The 16684-nt window shown below is 29.0% G+C and carries 15 protein-coding genes and 1 other RNA gene; 13 read left to right on the plus strand and 3 right to left on the minus strand.

Going from position 1 to position 16684, the window contains the following annotated elements; genetic code table 11:
* The first annotated feature begins 36 nt into the window (after nt 1-36).
* The 6 genes from rnpB to ABXG81_RS04510 all read left to right on the plus strand — a co-directional run bounded on the left by rnpB (nt 37) and on the right by ABXG81_RS04510 (nt 6641).
* Nucleotides 37-374, plus strand: an RNA gene (rnpB, locus tag ABXG81_RS04485) — RNase P RNA component class A.
* A 240-nt stretch (nt 375-614) separates the two neighbouring features.
* Nucleotides 615-2450 (plus strand): NlpC/P60 family protein, encoded by a 1836-nt coding sequence (locus ABXG81_RS04490; RefSeq protein WP_353529224.1) that lies wholly within the window; start codon nt 615-617, stop codon nt 2448-2450.
* A 97-nt stretch (nt 2451-2547) separates the two neighbouring features.
* Complete coding sequence (thyX, locus tag ABXG81_RS04495; RefSeq protein ID WP_316116270.1) at nt 2548-3306, plus strand: FAD-dependent thymidylate synthase; 759 nt, start codon at nt 2548-2550, stop codon at nt 3304-3306.
* Nucleotides 3307-3327: 21 nt separating this feature from the next.
* A complete protein-coding gene (locus ABXG81_RS04500; RefSeq protein ID WP_209814502.1) occupies nt 3328-4113 on the plus strand; it encodes a bifunctional 5,10-methylenetetrahydrofolate dehydrogenase/5,10-methenyltetrahydrofolate cyclohydrolase in 786 nt (261 codons plus the stop codon).
* A gap of 9 nt (nt 4114-4122) precedes the next feature.
* The gene (locus ABXG81_RS04505) at nt 4123-5109 is read left to right on the plus strand and encodes a peptidoglycan bridge formation glycyltransferase FemA/FemB family protein (RefSeq protein WP_353529225.1); all 987 of its coding nucleotides are present in this window, start codon (nt 4123-4125) and stop codon (nt 5107-5109) included.
* A 308-nt stretch (nt 5110-5417) separates the two neighbouring features.
* On the plus strand, nt 5418-6641 hold the full coding sequence (locus ABXG81_RS04510; RefSeq protein WP_353528648.1) for an IS110 family transposase: 1224 nt from the start codon (nt 5418-5420) through the stop codon (nt 6639-6641).
* 190 nt (nt 6642-6831) lie between these two features.
* Here the strand turns inward: ABXG81_RS04510 and ABXG81_RS04515 are convergent, their stop codons facing one another.
* Complete coding sequence (locus tag ABXG81_RS04515) at nt 6832-7386, minus strand: hypothetical protein (RefSeq protein ID WP_316116639.1); 555 nt, start codon at nt 7384-7386, stop codon at nt 6832-6834.
* Nucleotides 7387-7767: 381 nt separating this feature from the next.
* On the opposite strand from ABXG81_RS04515, the gene ABXG81_RS04520 reads away from it, so the two are divergent.
* Nucleotides 7768-9048, plus strand: a complete 1281-nt coding sequence (locus ABXG81_RS04520; protein ID WP_316116641.1) for a radical SAM protein — start codon at nt 7768-7770, stop codon at nt 9046-9048.
* Nucleotides 9045-10667, plus strand: coding sequence for an ABC transporter ATP-binding protein (locus ABXG81_RS04525; protein ID WP_316116643.1), 1623 nt, complete (start codon nt 9045-9047; stop codon nt 10665-10667). Before ABXG81_RS04520 ends, ABXG81_RS04525 begins: the two co-directional genes overlap by 4 nt.
* A gap of 218 nt (nt 10668-10885) precedes the next feature.
* On the opposite strand, the gene ABXG81_RS04530 is transcribed toward ABXG81_RS04525, so the two are convergent.
* On the minus strand, nt 10886-11470 hold the full coding sequence (locus ABXG81_RS04530; RefSeq protein ID WP_353529226.1) for a hypothetical protein: 585 nt from the start codon (nt 11468-11470) through the stop codon (nt 10886-10888).
* Nucleotides 11471-11768: 298 nt separating this feature from the next.
* On the opposite strand from ABXG81_RS04530, the gene ABXG81_RS04535 reads away from it, so the two are divergent.
* The 3 genes from ABXG81_RS04535 (at nt 11769) to ABXG81_RS04545 (ending at nt 14576) form a co-directional block, all read left to right on the plus strand.
* The gene (locus ABXG81_RS04535) at nt 11769-12992 is read left to right on the plus strand and encodes an IS110 family transposase (protein WP_353528906.1); all 1224 of its coding nucleotides are present in this window, start codon (nt 11769-11771) and stop codon (nt 12990-12992) included.
* A 133-nt stretch (nt 12993-13125) separates the two neighbouring features.
* Nucleotides 13126-13719, plus strand: a complete 594-nt coding sequence (locus ABXG81_RS04540) for a transposase (RefSeq protein WP_316116691.1) — start codon at nt 13126-13128, stop codon at nt 13717-13719.
* Entirely contained in the window at nt 13713-14576 is an 864-nt protein-coding gene (locus tag ABXG81_RS04545; protein ID WP_245949677.1) for an IS3 family transposase, read from the plus strand. Before ABXG81_RS04540 ends, ABXG81_RS04545 begins: the two co-directional genes overlap by 7 nt.
* Before the next feature lie 127 nt (nt 14577-14703).
* Here ABXG81_RS04545 and tpx read toward each other — a convergent pair whose 3' ends face one another.
* Nucleotides 14704-15216: a thiol peroxidase gene (gene tpx, locus ABXG81_RS04550; protein ID WP_117522205.1), complete on the minus strand. Its 513-nt coding sequence runs from the start codon at nt 15214-15216 to the stop codon at nt 14704-14706.
* A gap of 128 nt (nt 15217-15344) precedes the next feature.
* Between tpx and ABXG81_RS04555 the strand changes: the two genes are divergently transcribed.
* Entirely contained in the window at nt 15345-15995 is a 651-nt protein-coding gene (locus ABXG81_RS04555; protein WP_353529227.1) for a 50S ribosomal protein L25, read from the plus strand.
* 64 nt (nt 15996-16059) lie between these two features.
* Nucleotides 16060-16683: a dTMP kinase gene (tmk, locus tag ABXG81_RS04560; protein ID WP_353529228.1), complete on the plus strand. Its 624-nt coding sequence runs from the start codon at nt 16060-16062 to the stop codon at nt 16681-16683.
* Nucleotide 16684 lies beyond the last annotated feature (1 nt).

Raw genomic sequence — 16684 nt, forward strand, 5'->3', positions numbered from 1 at the left:
TTTTACAAAAAAATTTGTTGTGGTATATTAAAACATGGAGTAAATCAGACAATCGCGGCTATGTACGAGGAAAGTCCGTGCACTATAGAGCAGGATGCTTGATAACGTCAAGTAGGAGTAATCTTCAGGCAAGTGCAACAGAAAGTATACCGCCAGCAATAGTTGGTAAGGTTGGAATGGCGAGGTAAGAGCTCACCAGCTATATGGTGACATATAGGCTATGTAAACCCCATCCAGTGCAAGAACGAAGGGATGATAAACAAAGTTTGCTCGGCTTTGATCCAGAATGGTTGTTCGCTTGAGCTTATTGGCGACAGTAAGTCTAGATAGATGATTGTCTAATACAGAACACGGCTTATAGATTTGCTCCTTACATACTTGTAACAATTTGTTACTAATCATTATATATATCTTTGTTATTTTTACATTATATTAATAATTTAATTTATATATATTGTTAGAATTTGCTAGGTTCACACAATATATATAAATTACTTGTATATAATGTAATTTTTTTGTAACAAATTGTTGACACTTTTGTTAAAAAAGTATAAAATATATTCAGATTTTATTTCAGGACTTAAAATATATTAAGAGAGAGGAATTTAAAACCCATGGATAAAAAAAAGATTGGTGCAGCCTTATCAGTAGTTGCTGCAGTAACAGCTGGTGCTACAGCTTACGCTTCAACAATTAATAACTTAGATGCTGATAAAAATACCAACTCTATGATACAACCAAATTATGCAGATAAATCTTATGATTATTATTCTTTGGTTAAAGCAGACTATACTAATGATTTGAAAAATACAGCTATTGCTAATGAAACAAGAACTGTTCAAAATACAAAAGAAACTGAAGAAGAGGTTGCGAATATTGAAAAAAATGCAAAATCTATTTTAGCAACTAATATAACAGTAGCAAAAGAAAAAGATTCTAATGAAGAAGTATCTGATAACGAAGAAAAGGAAGTAGAAGTTCAAAAAGAAACTATTGATAATAGCAAAACAGATGATGCTACTCCTATTAAAGAAGAATTGGAAGTCACTAATTCAGAAAAAAATGCAGATGACATAAAAAAAGAATCAACTGAAGAATCTAAACCAGAAGAAGAATCTACTGATCAAGAAAAAGAAGAACTTGATGATGGCGTTGAATTAGCAGAAAGTACTAATAACTCCAATTCTAAGTCAGAAGAAGATGAACTTATTGAATATAATAATAAAGATCTAGATTCTAATGAAAGTGAAGATGATAATGACATAGAAGAAGTTGCATACTCTACTGATTCCATTAATTATTTAGATAATAATAGTGAGGTTATAGAATCTAAGAAGAATGAAAATACTTCAGAAGATAAGGTAAAAGAAAATAAAGTTATACAAGCAGTAAAATATGTAAATGTAGAAGCTTTAAATCTTAGAAATTCTAAGTCTATGGATAATAATTCAAATGTAATCAAAACTCTTTTAGCAGGTAACAAAGTTACAGGTACTATTGAAGGTGATTGGTTAAAGACCAATGATGGATATCTAAAACTTTCTTATCTTTCTGATAATTATCCCCAAAGCTTAGTTGATCAAGTCAGTGCTAAACAAAAAGAAGAAAATGCTAAAATAAAAGCTGAAGAAGCTAAGAAAGATCAAGAGGCTAAAAAGGCACAAGAAGCAAAAGTGGCCAAAGAACAAAAAGTAAAAAAAGAAAAAAATAATGAAAATGTTCAAAAAAATCAAGAAGCTAAACAAGAAGAAAAAGGTCAAGCTTTCACAGGTTGGGTTTATAATACAAATGCTTTAAATGTAAGAGATAAAGCTTTAAATGGCAAAATATTAGGCGCTTTAACTAAAGGTACTAAAGTTAGTGGAGAAATTCTAAATGGTTGGGTTAAGTTTGATTATAAGGGTAAAACTGCTTATACATCAGCCGCTTATCTTTCAACTACAGAAGTAGCAAGTCAACCAGAAGTTAAAGAGAATACTCAAAACAATCAAAATCCACAACAATCCTCAGATTCAGAAGAAGTAGTAGATGAACAAGAAGTTGCTGTAGAAAAAAAGCAATCTACACCTGTTGCAAATGTAAATGGTCAGCAAGCAGCTAATATTGCAAGCGTCTTTGCAGGAAGTCCTTATGTATGGGGTTCTAGTAATCCATCAGTTGGGTTTGATTGTTCAGGTCTTGTAAAATATGTTTACCAACAACTAGGTGTAAATCTTCCTCATTCATCTGGAGCACAATTTAACTCAGGATATTCTGTAAATATAAATAGTTTACAACCAGGAGATATAGTATTTTTCTCAAATAGAGGATCACTTGATCACGTTGGCATAGTAGTAAGTTCAGATGGAACATTCATCCATGCTTCAACACCAAAATCAGGTGTAAAGTACGATAATGTATACAGTTCTTATTATCAAAAAGTATTTAGTGGAGCTAGGAGAATATTCTAATATTTGATAGTTCAGGCCCTTAGGGGCCTTTTTTAATATCTATTTATTAATAAAAGAAAGATAAGTCGTTAGCTAAACAATATAAAGGATTTATATAATGAAAATCAAATTGATAAACTATACACCAAACGCAGAAGAAACTATAGCGAGTGCAGGTAAATTGTGTTATTCGTCTGTTGGTGTTGATGAAATAGACAAAAATTTAAGTAAAGAGGCTATTCAAAAATACATAAATATGTTAAATAATTTAGGGCACGAATCACCTATAGAGCATGCAAGTTTTACCTTTGCTGCCGAAGGTATATCTAGGTCACTTAGTCATCAGTTAGTTAGGCATAGATTAGCATCTTATTCGCAACAATCTCAACGTTATGTTAAGATAAATAATTTTGAATACATAATACCACCTTCTATAGAGGAAAATGAAGAAGCTAAAGAAGTCTTTATTAAAGCAATGCAAGAGGATCAAAAAAACTATAGCCAGATTACTGATGTTTTATTTAATAAAAATTATAATTCTTTTATTAAAGAGGGTATTGCAGAAAAAGAAGCTAGGAGAAAAGCTGAAAAGCTTGCTATAGAAGATGCTAGATACGTGTTTCCCAATGCTTGTGAGACAAAAATAGTATTTACCATGAATACAAGATCTCTAATGCACTTTTTTTCATTAAGATGTTGTAATAGAGCTCAGTGGGAAATAAGAAATATGGCTTTTGAAATGGTAAAAATATGCAAGAAGGTATATCCAACGCTTTTTAAAAACGCTGGACCTAATTGTATAAATGGACCATGTCCTGAAGGGAAAATGTCCTGTGGTAAACTTGAAGAAGTAAGAGAATTATATTCTAAATTTTAAGGACATAGGTAAAGGTAAATAATGAAAATTTTAAATACTAATGATATTAAAAAAGAATTAATTACTGAGCTAAGTACATCTACTATAGAAAATAATCTTCATATATTAGCTATGAATCCTTCAGAAGAAGAATTATATTATAGAGATTATATTATAAAACGCTGTAGGGAATTTGAAATAGGATATTTTTATAAGGAATTTGATTTATATGCTAGTAAAGAAGATATAATTGCATACACAAATTCCTGTAATAATAAAGATGGATTTATTATATTGTTGCCATTTGACAAGTTTGATGGAATTTCTTATTTAAAAGAAAATATAAAATTAAAAGATGTAGATGCTTTTACATATAAATCCATGGGGCATGCTATGGCAGGAAACAGCAATTATCTACCAGCAACACCAAAATCAGTAGTAAAGTATTTAGAAAAAAATGAAGATCTAAAATCAAAAAATATAGTTATTGCCAATAGGACTGAACTTATAGGTCTACCATTATCTACCTATCTAATGAATAAGGGCGCTACGGTAACTGTTATAAATAGTGAAACAAAAAATCCTATAGATTATATAAAAAATTCACATATATTTATAAGCGCTATAGGAAGAGCTGACTATTACGATAAAAGTTATTTCAAAGATGGTCAAACTATAATAGATGTTGGAACTTCTATAGTAAATGGTAAGATAAAAGGTGACGTTAATTATGAGGACTTAGAAGATTTAGATGTAAAAGTCCTAACATGCAAGAAAGGGATAGGGGCGATTACTACATTGACCCTACTTCAAGGATTGATAGATTAGGGAGAGGCAATGCCAATAGTAAACAGTAAAGAAGATTTAGATAGATATAATGAATTTGTAAGAAATAATCAATATGCTAGACCAATGCAGGATACAAACTGGTCGAAGGTTAAAGAAAATTGGACTAGTGATTATATATATATAGAAGAAAATAAACAAATAATTGCGGCAATGAGTGTAATAGGAATTAAAAATCCAAATGGAAAATATTTTCTATATGCACCAAGAGGGCCTGTATGTGATTTTACTAATTACGATTTAGTTGATTCTCTTATAAAAGAAGCGGAAGTATTAAAAGATAAATATGATGCATTTCTATTAAGAATTGATCCAGAGCTAAAGTTTCATGAAAAAGCTATCTATGAGTATAAAAAACGTGGATATGATGTAAGAACTTTTGGTGAAAATCCTCACTCTTTCACTCAGCCAAGATATAATATGATATTGCCGATATCTGGAATGAGTGAAGATGAGCTATTTGAAAGCTTTTCATCAGCTACTCGTAGAAATATAAGAAAGTCTTATAGAAATGAGATCAAAACCATAAAAGAAACAAATGATAAAACTCTTGACATGTTCTATGAACTAACTAAAATTATGGCAGATCGACAAGGGATAGGCCATAGACCTAAAGAGTATTTTAAAAGATTAATCAATAATATGGGAGGAGTGATATTCACTTCCTATTTTGAAGACAAAGCTTTATCGGCTTCGTTATTAGTTCCATATAACAATAAGGTTTACTATTTATATGCAGCTAGCTCTAATCAGATGCGCAATAAAATGCCTAATTTCAATATGATATGGGAAGAAATTAAATGGTCAAGAGAAAATGGATATGAATATTTTGACTTTGGTGGAACTTTTTCCTTAGATTCAAAAGATGGATTATATAGATTCAAAGAAGGATTTTGCTATCCTGATAGATATACTACATTTGTGGGTGAACTAGATGTTGTATATGATAGAGAAAAATACAATGAGTTTATAAAATAAAAAATGCCCCCTTAGTAATGTACTGACCCCCAAAAGTTGGACTAAAAAAACTAACTAAAGGAGGTCAGTTTTTAGTACCATAAATAGTGTAAGAAAGAAATTATTTCTATCTTGCACTATTTTTGTATAATTAAGAAGTAGTATGACGAGTCAGTTTTAGGGTTAAAATATCCGTCATAAAAACTGTCAACTACCTCTTCATTATTCAAATTCGGTTAAGCAGGTTGGGCAAAACGTCCGTGTCACGAGCTAAAATGAGTGTAATGGTGCAGGTAGGAACTATAAATTAAAGGAAAGAAGGTCATAATATGATATCTATAGGGATAGACATAGCAAAAGAAAAGTTTACAGCCTGTGCATTAGAACAAGGTAGCAAAATCGTTCGGAAGCCTTTTGATGTTCATCTTAACAAAACGAAAGTAGAAGAATTTTTTAAAAAACTAAATTCATTAAATGAAGAAGTCAAAATAGTCATGGAAGCAACAGGGAAATACCATCTTCCAATCCTCTATGAATTAAAAGATAAAGGATACTTTGTAAGTGTAGTAAACCCTTTGAAAATGAAACAGTTTTGTCGAGTACTTAACTTTAGAAAAGCAAAAAATGATAATATAGATGCCATACAAATAGCAGAATATGGCTTAATGTACTGGAAGGAATTACAAGAATATAAAGTGGATTCAGAAAATTTCAGAGTCCTAAAAAAATTAAACAGATCCTATCAGCACTATATGGACCTAAGAATCAATCAAATGAACTTCATAGACCAAACAATAAGCCAAACATTTCCAGGAATAAAAAAATTAATTCCACATGCTTCAGGAGACTTTTCAAAAGATAAACTATTGGATTTCTTAGAAATATGGTGGCATAAAAATTTAGTATTAGAAAAACCAGAAGAAAAATTCATAGAAGATTTTAAAAACTGGGCAAAAGAAAAGAGATACCATCCTAATGCAGATAAAGCTAAATCCATATACAAGCTCGCAGAGGAAAGTATCTCAACTCAACCTTCTAATAGCTCATATATAAAGACTAGCATACAAGAAGGAATAGAATTGATAAAACATATAAATCAAATTTTACACACTATTTTATCACAAATGATGGAAATTGCCGAGCCCTTAGAAGAATATCAAGAAGCAAAGAAATTCTCAGGAATATCAGATAAATTAGCAGTGCAAATTACAGCGGAATTTGGAGACTTATCAAAATTTAAAAACAAAAAAAGTTTAATATCATTTGTAGGAATAGATTCACCACCATATGAGTCAGGGAATTTTAAAGCCGATCAGAGAAAAATAACAAAAAGAGGCAATGCAATACTAAGAAAAGTAGGTTATCAAGCTATGAAATGCATGATGAGCGCAAAAGATACTGAAAACGATATATATCTGTATATGATAAAAAAAGAAAAAGATGGAAAGGCTAAGAAGATTTGTAAATTTGCAGGATTAAATAAATTCTTAAGAATATACTATGCAAAAGTTATGGCATCAAAACAAGAAAAGAAGGTATTAAAAGTAGCTTAGAATCAAGAATGCAATAGTTGAACAAGCCGATTGTAACTGGCTTGTTTGCTATGCTAAAATTTAAACTCTAAATAACAAGCAGAAAAGTTAAAAAATAGCTTTTATACTTGACTTTTGTTAGCAGGTTTTTATGCCTTTTACTGAATGTAGCAAGAGGGTGTTCAAAATCATAAAATAATCAATACTAAATTCATTCATTAAATTGTATCCAAATAGAGATAGTCTTAGACTCCAATGCAAGGACAGACAAAGCTCTATACAAATGCTGAATATCATACTCAGGCCTTAAAAGATATGAAGAAGTCGACTCAAAAGTAGACAATTTACTAGATGGATTAATAACCCTATCAAAAACCATAAAAGCTAGGCACTCATTCAAATCAAAAGAAAATTTATGCCTCTTAGAAATATCTTCACAAATCTCATCAACCTTAAGTTTGTAATAAATATCTAGAAGAAAAAGGGAATCACCTTTAAATGAATTGAAAGAATCCTTATCAATCAACTTGTAATTAGAAAGAGAAAAAGAAATATCCAGATTTCCTTCATTGAGCTCAATAGTCTTCTCTTTAGCATAATCCTTAAGAAAATCAAAAAAATCATCAATACCGTATTTTTTAGCTAAAAATTGAGAATTACCAAGTTTTTCAATAGTAATAGTTTTTCTTTTCCCATTATCCAACTTAACATCATCTACAAGATAAAAATTAGTAGTATTAGTAGATTTAGACATAGCTATTCGCATAATATTCCTCCAAGTACATATTAATATTATAAAACATTACGTCACATTACTCAAATAAAAATTAAAAATTTAACAAAAAAATATAGGCGTATCAACACCTACACGAAAACTTTTATTATTCAACTGTCAAAGACCCGAATAAAATCAAACTGATTATTATTATTTTGACAAAAAAATATTTATAAGTATAATTGAATTAGTATACTGAATTAAATAAATTTATTTATCAAATAAGGAGTTAAAATGCAAGAAATAGTATTTGAATTTAATGATGAAGAAATAGTAGATCACAATGATTCATATATTGTAATAAATATGAGTTAGTATGTAAAAGATCATTTTAAATACTAGTTATATAAATGATCTCATTAGGAGAGATTTATGGAATTATCAAAATATGTTTTTGTAACAGATAGTTATAATGGAGAATATAAAATACTTTTTAATAGTAAGAATGGTTTCTTTATTAAATATCCAAATAGTGATTTCAAAGATACAAATGATTTTATAAGCAATAAAAAAATTAGTGATTTTTTGGAGAAAAAATTATTTTTCAAAACTGAAAATGAAACTGAAGAAATAAAGATGATTCATAAAAATGTGCTTAAGTCAGATGATACACTTCAACTCATAATCAAGATTACAAAAGATTGTAATTTTAGATGTACATATTGTTACGAAAATTTTGATGTAATTAATATGGGCGTGGAAGAAAAAAATGCTATATTAAAATTTATTATAAGGAAATATAAAGAAAATAATTTTAAAAATTTGATAATCATTTTCTTTGGTGGAGAACCTTTATTAAATATAGATTTTATTGAAAGTTTATCTAAAGATATTATTAATTTTAGCAATTTAAATAATATTAATTATTCATCGAGTGTTGTAACAAATGGTTATAATTTAAATGAGAACAATTTTAATAGGTTGGTAAATTATGTAAATACATATCAAATTACCATCGATGGAGGCAGCAAACTCCACGATAGACAAAGGTTATTAAAGAATGGTAGTGGCACTTTTGATAAAATTATAAATAATTTAAAATATATTAAGTCTACAAGGTATAAATATAAAATTATATTGAGAAGTAATATATCAAAAATTATGCTTGGAAATATGGAGGGGTATTATAAAGATATTTCAGAGTTTTTTGATGATAAGAGGTTTATAGCAATGTTTCATCCTGTAGTTCATTTTAGTGATTTAAGCCATGATGTGACTGATAGAGATGTTTTAGAAGAAATGAAAATAGCGTATAATTATAATATAAGATTTGCAAGATTATCTTCTTATTTAACTTTGGATACATCGTTTTGCTATGCTATAAAGGACAATCATTATTCTATAAATTCCGATATGTCTGTAGCAAGGTGCACTGATGTGAATGATGAATTCAGTATAGTTGGTAAATTAAATTACGATGGAAAAATTGAATTTAATAAATTTAATAATATTTGGAAAGCAGCTCGATTTTCTGAAAAATGTGTAGGATGTCACATGTATGCAGGTTGTGGAGGAGGGGCGTGTCCTTTATTTTATTTGAAACATGGCCAAGCTAGATGTTCCAAATATAAAGGTATCGTTGGTATAGATGAAGTTTTAAAATTTGATGAAATGACTAATAAACATAATTTATGTATAAAAGGTAAAATATGAAAATGTTTAAATTCAATTCTTTTAAGTTGGGCATTTTATTTTCTATTATTTATGCATTACTTAATGTCTTATTAATGAACGCTCTTTCTTTAATTATAGTAGATAAAATTTCAGATTTGTACAAATCTATTTTAATTATATTGTCTATATATTTAGCTAAGGATTTATTACAATATTTAAATTTAAGACAGCGATCTATAATTGAATATTACTTAAAGAGACAATTTTACTTTAGGGTTGATGAAAAATATAAAAAAATAAGTATTGGCGATTTTAATAAAAAACCCATAGGTGCACGAGGTTCTACTTACGTAAATGATGTATCTAAGCTAATCAACTTGACTATGGTAAGATTTTTGAATATGACTTTCGATGCGGCAATTATAGTTTTGATACTTATTTCTTTACTTAGAATTCATTATTTTTTATTTATATTGGGTTTGGTGTTGATGCTATTTATGTATATATTGCCTAAATTATTTGAAAAAAAACTATCTAAATATATAGCACTATCACAGGATACAACTGAAAGCTATTTAAAAAATATTACAGAACTATTGTCTGGATTTACATCATTAGTTCAAAATAATAATTTTAATTTTTTTTCTCTTAAAAGTCAAAAATCTGGCGAAAAGTTTGCGGATGATATTACAGAAGCAGATAAGTTTGCAGGGTTAATGAGCGCTGTGTTAACTGTAGCTGGAGATATTTTCACATTAGTTTCATTAAGTTTAGTATCTTACTTCGTCATAACTGGAAAAGTAAAAGCTGGTTATTTGCTCTCTACACTATCATTAATTCCTTTCTTATCTGAGACAATTTCTATGTATGTATCAGATAAAACATTTTATAAGTCAGGTTTAGATTTATATGAAAATAGATTTAGTGAATTTGAAGAGATATATACAGACTTCTATACTAAACCACTATTTTTTAAAAAGAAAGAAATATTACCACAACTTGAGGTCAAAGAGAAATCTGTAGAAATAAAAACTATTGAGAGTAAAAATATAAAAGTATATTTTGGTGCGAAACAAATTGCATATGATGATATGATTTTTAAAGCTGGTAAAAAATATTTAATTCAAGCACCTAGTGGGTATGGAAAGAGTACCTTTATTAAAGTTTTAACAGGTCAAATCAATAATATTGAAGGCGATGTTTTAATTAATGGCAAAAAAATTGACAATTTTAATGTATTTACATCTATATCATACATAGATCAAAATACATTTCTATTTAATGAAAGTTTAGCAAGAAATATCAATACAGATGAACAAACAGCTAATAAACTATTAAAACTAGTAGGAATCGATGAATATAAAGGTGAATATATTTTATCTGAAAATGGTAAAAATTTTTCTGGAGGACAAAGACAGAAAATATCTATAATAAGGGCGCTTGCTAGAGATAAAAAAGTAATATTTGCTGACGAAATAACATCAAGCTTAGATGATGAGTCAGCAAGGTCAGTTATGGATATATTACTTAACATGGATATAATGTTAATAATGATAAGTCATAAAATCAGCGATGAACAAAAGAAATTATTTGATCAAGTCGTAGATTTAGAGAAACATACTACAGTTTACAATAACATTGAGAGTGAAACAATATAAATTTTAAAATTATAAAAACTTAATAAATAACCTAAAGGTCTGCTGTGTAACAAATAAGATTGTACTGTGTGATTTGAGAATTCAAATAACATTTTAAGCACTTTTAAATCTTAATAATTATTATTAGAAATTAATTTGTCTTTCGATCGAGTATATTTCCTATATTGCTAGCTTTTTAATAATAGTAATGGCTGTTCGTTATTTTGCAGTAGACCTTTTTAACTGAATTTTTCTATTTCTGATATTTGTTTTTTGATAAATTTACCTGCGGTATTTGCTATGGCAGATGCCTTATCTATTTTTATAAAATTATTCTTGTAAAGTTTCTTGGCATTTTCTATTTTTTCTGAGTTTAAAATTGCCCCTATATTTAAGCCCTTAATTCTTAATTTGTGGATATTTTCTATTGTATCTTCAAGGCCCGCCTCTTCTTGGTAGGGCTTATTTAGTTTAAATCCTTCTGTGATAAGTGGTTTTAGGTCTGATGGATTTGCATCGGTAAGAACTATAGATAGGCTATTTTTCATATCCTTATCGAGAAGTGCCCTATAGGCCCTAAAAACAAGTCCGTCCCTATTCCAACCCATGGCCTTAAACCTAAAGATTTTCTTAATCTCTGCCTTATCTTTGCAGTCTTTAAGTATAGTTAAGATTGTAAAATCATCCACTGTCTGAAAGGATATTATCCTATTTAGGATCTTGTTATTTTCAAGAGATTTTGATAGGATATAGTCTTCTATGGCAACTTCCGATTCCTTATCAAGGAGGGAAGAAGACCCGTCTATTAGGAGATCTACCTTCATAGAGGGATTGAACTGACCCCCAAAAGTTAGACCAAAAAAACTAACTAAAGGAGGTCAGTTTTTAGTACCATAAATAGTGTAAGAAAGAAATTATTTCTATCTTGCACTATTTTTGTATAATTAAGAAGTAGTATGACGAGTCAGTTTTAGGGTTAAAATATCCGTCATAAAAACTGTCAACTACCTCTTCATTATTCAAATTCGGTTAAGCAGGTTGGGCAAAACGTCCGTGTCACGAGCTAAAATGAGTGTAATGGTGCAGGTAGGAACTATAAATTAAAGGAAAGAAGGTCATAATATGATATCTATAGGGATAGACATAGCAAAAGAAAAGTTTACAGCCTGTGCATTAGAACAAGGTAGCAAAATCGTTCGGAAGCCTTTTGATGTTCATCTTAACAAAACGAAAGTAGAAGAATTTTTTAAAAAACTAAATTCATTAAATGAAGAAGTCAAAATAGTCATGGAAGCAACAGGGAAATACCATCTTCCAATCCTCTATGAATTAAAAGATAAAGGATACTTTGTAAGTGTAGTAAACCCTTTGAAAATGAAACAGTTTTGTCGAGTACTTAACTTTAGAAAAGCAAAAAATGATAATATAGATGCCATACAAATAGCAGAATATGGCTTAATGTACTGGAAGGAATTACAAGAATATAAAGTGGATTCAGAAAATTTCAGAGTCCTAAAAAAATTAAACAGATCCTATCAGCACTATATGGACCTAAGAATCAATCAAATGAACTTCATAGACCAAACAATAAGCCAAACATTTCCAGGAATAAAAAAATTAATTCCACATGCTTCAGGAGACTTTTCAAAAGATAAACTATTGGATTTCTTAGAAATATGGTGGCATAAAAATTTAGTATTAGAAAAACCAGAAGAAAAATTCATAGAAGATTTTAAAAACTGGGCAAAAGAAAAGAGATACCATCCTAATGCAGATAAAGCTAAATCCATATACAAGCTCGCAGAGGAAAGTATCTCAACTCAACCTTCTAATAGCTCATATATAAAGACTAGCATACAAGAAGGAATAGAATTGATAAAACATATAAATCAAATTTTACACACTATTTTATCACAAATGATGGAAATTGCCGAGCCCTTAGAAGAATATCAAGAAGCAAAGAAATTCTCAGGAATATCAGATAAATTAGCAGTGCAAATTACAGCGGAATTTGGAGACTTATCAAAATTTAAAAACAAAAAAAGTTTAATATCATTTGTAGGAATAGATTCACCACCATATGAGTCAGGGAATTTTAAAGCCGATCAGAGAAAAATAACAAAAAGAGGCAATGCAATACTAAGAAAAGTAGGTTATCAAGCTATGAAATGCATGATGAGCGCAAAAGATACTGAAAACGATATATATCTGTATATGATAAAAAAAGAAAAAGATGGAAAGGCTAAGAAGATTTGTAAATTTGCAGGATTAAATAAATTCTTAAGAATATACTATGCAAAAGTTATGGCATCAAAACAAGAAAAGAAGGTATTAAAAGCAGCATAGAATTAAGAATACAATAATTAAAACAGGCCGACAATAGCCGGCTTATTTGGTATGGTCAAATTTAAACTCAAAATAACAAGTAGAAAAGTAAAATTAATTTGCTTTTCTCCTTGACTTTTGTTAGCAGGTTTTAATGGCAAAATACAGCACAGAATTTAAGATGAAACTAGTAAAAGAATATCTTGAAGGGAAAATAGGATACAGAGAATTAGCAAAAAAATATAATATACCTAATAAGCGTGCTATTCAAACGTGGGTCAGTGCATACAAGACCCAAGGCTATGATGGGCTAAAAGTATCAAGAAGAAATAATAATTACTCTTTAGAATTTAAACTAAATGTAGTAAACTTGTACTTAACAGGAGAAATGTCCTATCAAAGCCTAGCAAACAATCTTAAAATCAATAATCCATCGATAATCACTCAATGGGTCAATGAATATAGAAAAAAAGGAATTGAAGGACTTAAACCTAAGAAGAGAGGAAGACCTTCAAAAATGGCAAAAATACCAGATAAATCAAAAGATATAAATATAGAATTATCAGCACAATTAACCACTGAAGAAGATAATTCATTAAATGAAGCACAACTAAAAGAAAAAATAAAGAAGTTAGAAGAAAACAACTATTGGCTTCAACTAGAAAATGATGCAATAAAAAAAAAGATAGAATTATCTCAGATGACAGATGCAGAAATAAGACAATTGCTCGAACAATCGAGATCTTAAGAAATAAATACAAACTTAAAGATTTACTTAGCTACTTTAACTTTCCAAAATCAACCTACATGTATTGGCAAAAAAGACTAGACAAGCCAAGCAAAGATAAAGAAATTGAAGCAAAAATCCTAGAAATCAGAAAAGAAAATCCAAACTATGGATACAGAAGAATAACAGCAATGTTAAGAAGATTAGGACTAAGCATAAATAAAAAGAAAGTACAAAGATTAGTCCAGAAGCTAAAAATACAAGTAAAGAACTTTTCTAGAAAAACAAGAAAATACTCATCATATAAGGGAACTGTTGGAAAAATTGCAGATAATAAAATAAAGAGAAACTTTAAAGTGGAAAAACCATACACCCAAATAACAACAGATACAACAGAATTTAAGTATTGTGAAAAAGATAAATCAGGCAATTATCAAATAAAGAAACTCTATCTAAATCCATACTTAGATATGTACAACAGTGAAATATTAAGCTATGAAATATCAAAACAACCAACACTAGAACCAATCCTAAAAGCCTTAGATAGAGCAATAAAAATAACAAACAAAAGCAAAGAAGAAAGAATATTTCACTCAGATCAAGGCTGGGCATACCAAATAAAACAATACACATCAAAACTAGAATCTAATGGCATAATCCAATCCATGTCTAGAAAAGGAAACTGCTTGGACAACTCACCAATGGAAAATTTCTTTGGAATATTAAAACAAGAAGTATACTACGGAAATAAATTCTACTCATATGAACACTTAAAACAAACAATTGAAGATTTCATAAGATATTACAACGAAGAAAGAATAAAAGAAAAATTAGACTATTTAAGTCCAATAGAATTTAGAAAGAGAAATGCAGCATAAAAGTTTCCTACCCCTAGGGGTAGGAAAGAACAAAGAAATAGCAGAGCTAGTATTAAAGCTTGCTCTGCTATTAGGTCCAACTTTATGGGATCACCTTATAAGAAAATTTTTACTATAGGGGGTTATTTTAAATTAATGATTTGGCTACTTCCAAAGCTTTGTCAATATTTGGTAAATCAGTATTTTGGTCAAGATATTCTATATATCTAATTATATTGTTTTTATCAATAACAAATATAGCTCTATTAATTAATTTTATCTCATTAATATAAAGTGAATAAGATTTTGCAAACTCATTATATAAGTAATCTGAAACAAATTTTATTTTCTGAATATTTTTATCTTTAATAAATCTATTTTGAGCAAAAGGTAAATCATTTGATATGCTCAAAACTAACAAATTGTCTGGAAAGTCTTTTTCTTCTTTAGTTAATAAATAAGTTTGTAATTCACAAACAGATGTATCTACTGAAGGCAATGCAGAAATTATTTTTACCTTTTCATCCCCTTCTAAATAAAAGTTATATTCTGATAAGTCATTATTTATAGCTTTAAAGTTTGGCGCTTTATCACCAATGTTTAATTTTTTTCCATCTACGGATAAGAACATCTTACCTAATTTTACTTCTCGTGAGGTCATAATAATATCTCCTTTTTTACGAGCAATAATAATATTAATCTAATTAATATCATATTATAAAAACAATCCATTGTAAAGGATAGATTTTTAGGGTATAATTAGTCAGTATGAATATATAAGGAGGGAATATGGCAGACTTAGTTTTAAATGCGAATAAGCGTGAAGCTACTGGAAAAAATAAAGTAAATAAAATAAGACAAGAAGAATTAATTCCAGGCGTTATCTATGCCAAAGGAGAAGATAATCTAAACGTACAGTTTACAGCAAGAGAGTTTGATAAAATCCTAAGACAAGCTGGAACATCAACTATCATAACTTTAGATATAGATGGAGATAAAAAAGATGTTCTTATAAAAGATTATCAAACACATCCATACAAAAATCAATATTTACACGTAGATTTCCAAGCAATTAACCAAAATGAAACAATCAGAGTTAACGTTCCAGTTATTTTACTTGGTCGTGATGATTTAGATATTGCTGATTCAGTACTTGTACAAAATATGGATAACATTGATGTAGAATGTTTACCAAAATACATTCCACAAACTGCTGAAGTAGATATTACTGACTTCCAAATCGGCGATAACAGAATTGTAGCAGACTTAGATATCTCTAAAAATGAAGACATTATAGTTCTTGCAGAAGAGGATGAAGTTGTTTGCTCATTACAAGAAGTTACTGAAGAGGTTATTCCAGAAGATGAAGAAGCTGATGCAGCGGATGTACCAACTGTAGATGAAACAGAAGAATCTAGTGAAGAATCATCTGAAGAATAATAAATTAAAGGCCTTAGGGTCTTTTTTATTGCAATAAATCACTATCATTTGCTATAATATACTTATGAATGGAAAACTAATCGTGTTTGAAGGACCTGATGGATCTGGAAAAACAACTATATTAAAAAATATTAATGAAAAACTAATAGATTTAGGATATCCAATTATGCTTGTAAGAGAACCTGGTGGAACTTCTATAAGTGAGCAAATTAGAGAAATTATAATCGATAATAAAAATATTGACATGAATTCTAAAACAGAATGTCTTTTGTTTGCGGCAAGTCGTGCACAATTAGTGGAGGAGAAAATAAAACCTGCCTTAAATAGAGGTGAGATCATATTGTGTGATAGATTTGTATTAAGCTCTCTCTTATATCAAGGTGTTGGTAGAGGATTAGGAATAGATGAAGTTAAAAAAATAAATGATTTTGCTACTGGATTTATAAAGCCTGATTTAACTATATTTTTTAATATAGACTACAAGACAGCTTTAATTAGAAAAAGAGCCAATTTCACAGCGGATAGACTTGAGAGAGAAGACTTTGATTTTCATAAAAAAATTTTTGATGCGTATATAGATCTATCTGAAAAATATAAAGAAGATATAAAGCAAGTGGATGCTAGTCTATCTATTGATCAAGTAAGTGAAAATGTATTAGAGCTGATAGAGGATTTATTGGAGGAATAAT

The organism is Anaerococcus nagyae (assembly GCF_040364225.1).
GTDB lineage: Bacteria > Bacillota > Clostridia > Tissierellales > Peptoniphilaceae > Anaerococcus > Anaerococcus nagyae.

Bases quoted from the DNA above. Each gene is read 5' to 3' on its own strand.
- ABXG81_RS04490 (WP_353529224.1), top strand. From the start codon at position 615: ATGGATAAAAAAAAGATTGGTGCAGCCTTATCAGTAGTTGCTGCAGTA.
- thyX (WP_316116270.1), top strand. From the start codon at position 2,548: ATGAAAATCAAATTGATAAACTATACACCAAACGCAGAAGAAACTATA.
- ABXG81_RS04500 (WP_209814502.1), top strand. From the start codon at position 3,328: ATGAAAATTTTAAATACTAATGATATTAAAAAAGAATTAATTACTGAG.
- ABXG81_RS04505 (WP_353529225.1), top strand. From the start codon at position 4,123: ATGCCAATAGTAAACAGTAAAGAAGATTTAGATAGATATAATGAATTT.
- ABXG81_RS04510 (WP_353528648.1), top strand. From the start codon at position 5,418: ATGATATCTATAGGGATAGACATAGCAAAAGAAAAGTTTACAGCCTGT.
- ABXG81_RS04515 (WP_316116639.1), bottom strand. From the start codon at position 7,386: ATGCGAATAGCTATGTCTAAATCTACTAATACTACTAATTTTTATCTT.
- ABXG81_RS04520 (WP_316116641.1), top strand. From the start codon at position 7,768: ATGGAATTATCAAAATATGTTTTTGTAACAGATAGTTATAATGGAGAA.
- ABXG81_RS04525 (WP_316116643.1), top strand. From the start codon at position 9,045: ATGAAAATGTTTAAATTCAATTCTTTTAAGTTGGGCATTTTATTTTCT.
- ABXG81_RS04530 (WP_353529226.1), bottom strand. From the start codon at position 11,470: ATGAAGGTAGATCTCCTAATAGACGGGTCTTCTTCCCTCCTTGATAAG.
- ABXG81_RS04535 (WP_353528906.1), top strand. From the start codon at position 11,769: ATGATATCTATAGGGATAGACATAGCAAAAGAAAAGTTTACAGCCTGT.
- ABXG81_RS04540 (WP_316116691.1), top strand. From the start codon at position 13,126: ATGGCAAAATACAGCACAGAATTTAAGATGAAACTAGTAAAAGAATAT.
- tpx (WP_117522205.1), bottom strand. From the start codon at position 15,216: ATGACCTCACGAGAAGTAAAATTAGGTAAGATGTTCTTATCCGTAGAT.
- ABXG81_RS04555 (WP_353529227.1), top strand. From the start codon at position 15,345: ATGGCAGACTTAGTTTTAAATGCGAATAAGCGTGAAGCTACTGGAAAA.
- tmk (WP_353529228.1), top strand. From the start codon at position 16,060: ATGAATGGAAAACTAATCGTGTTTGAAGGACCTGATGGATCTGGAAAA.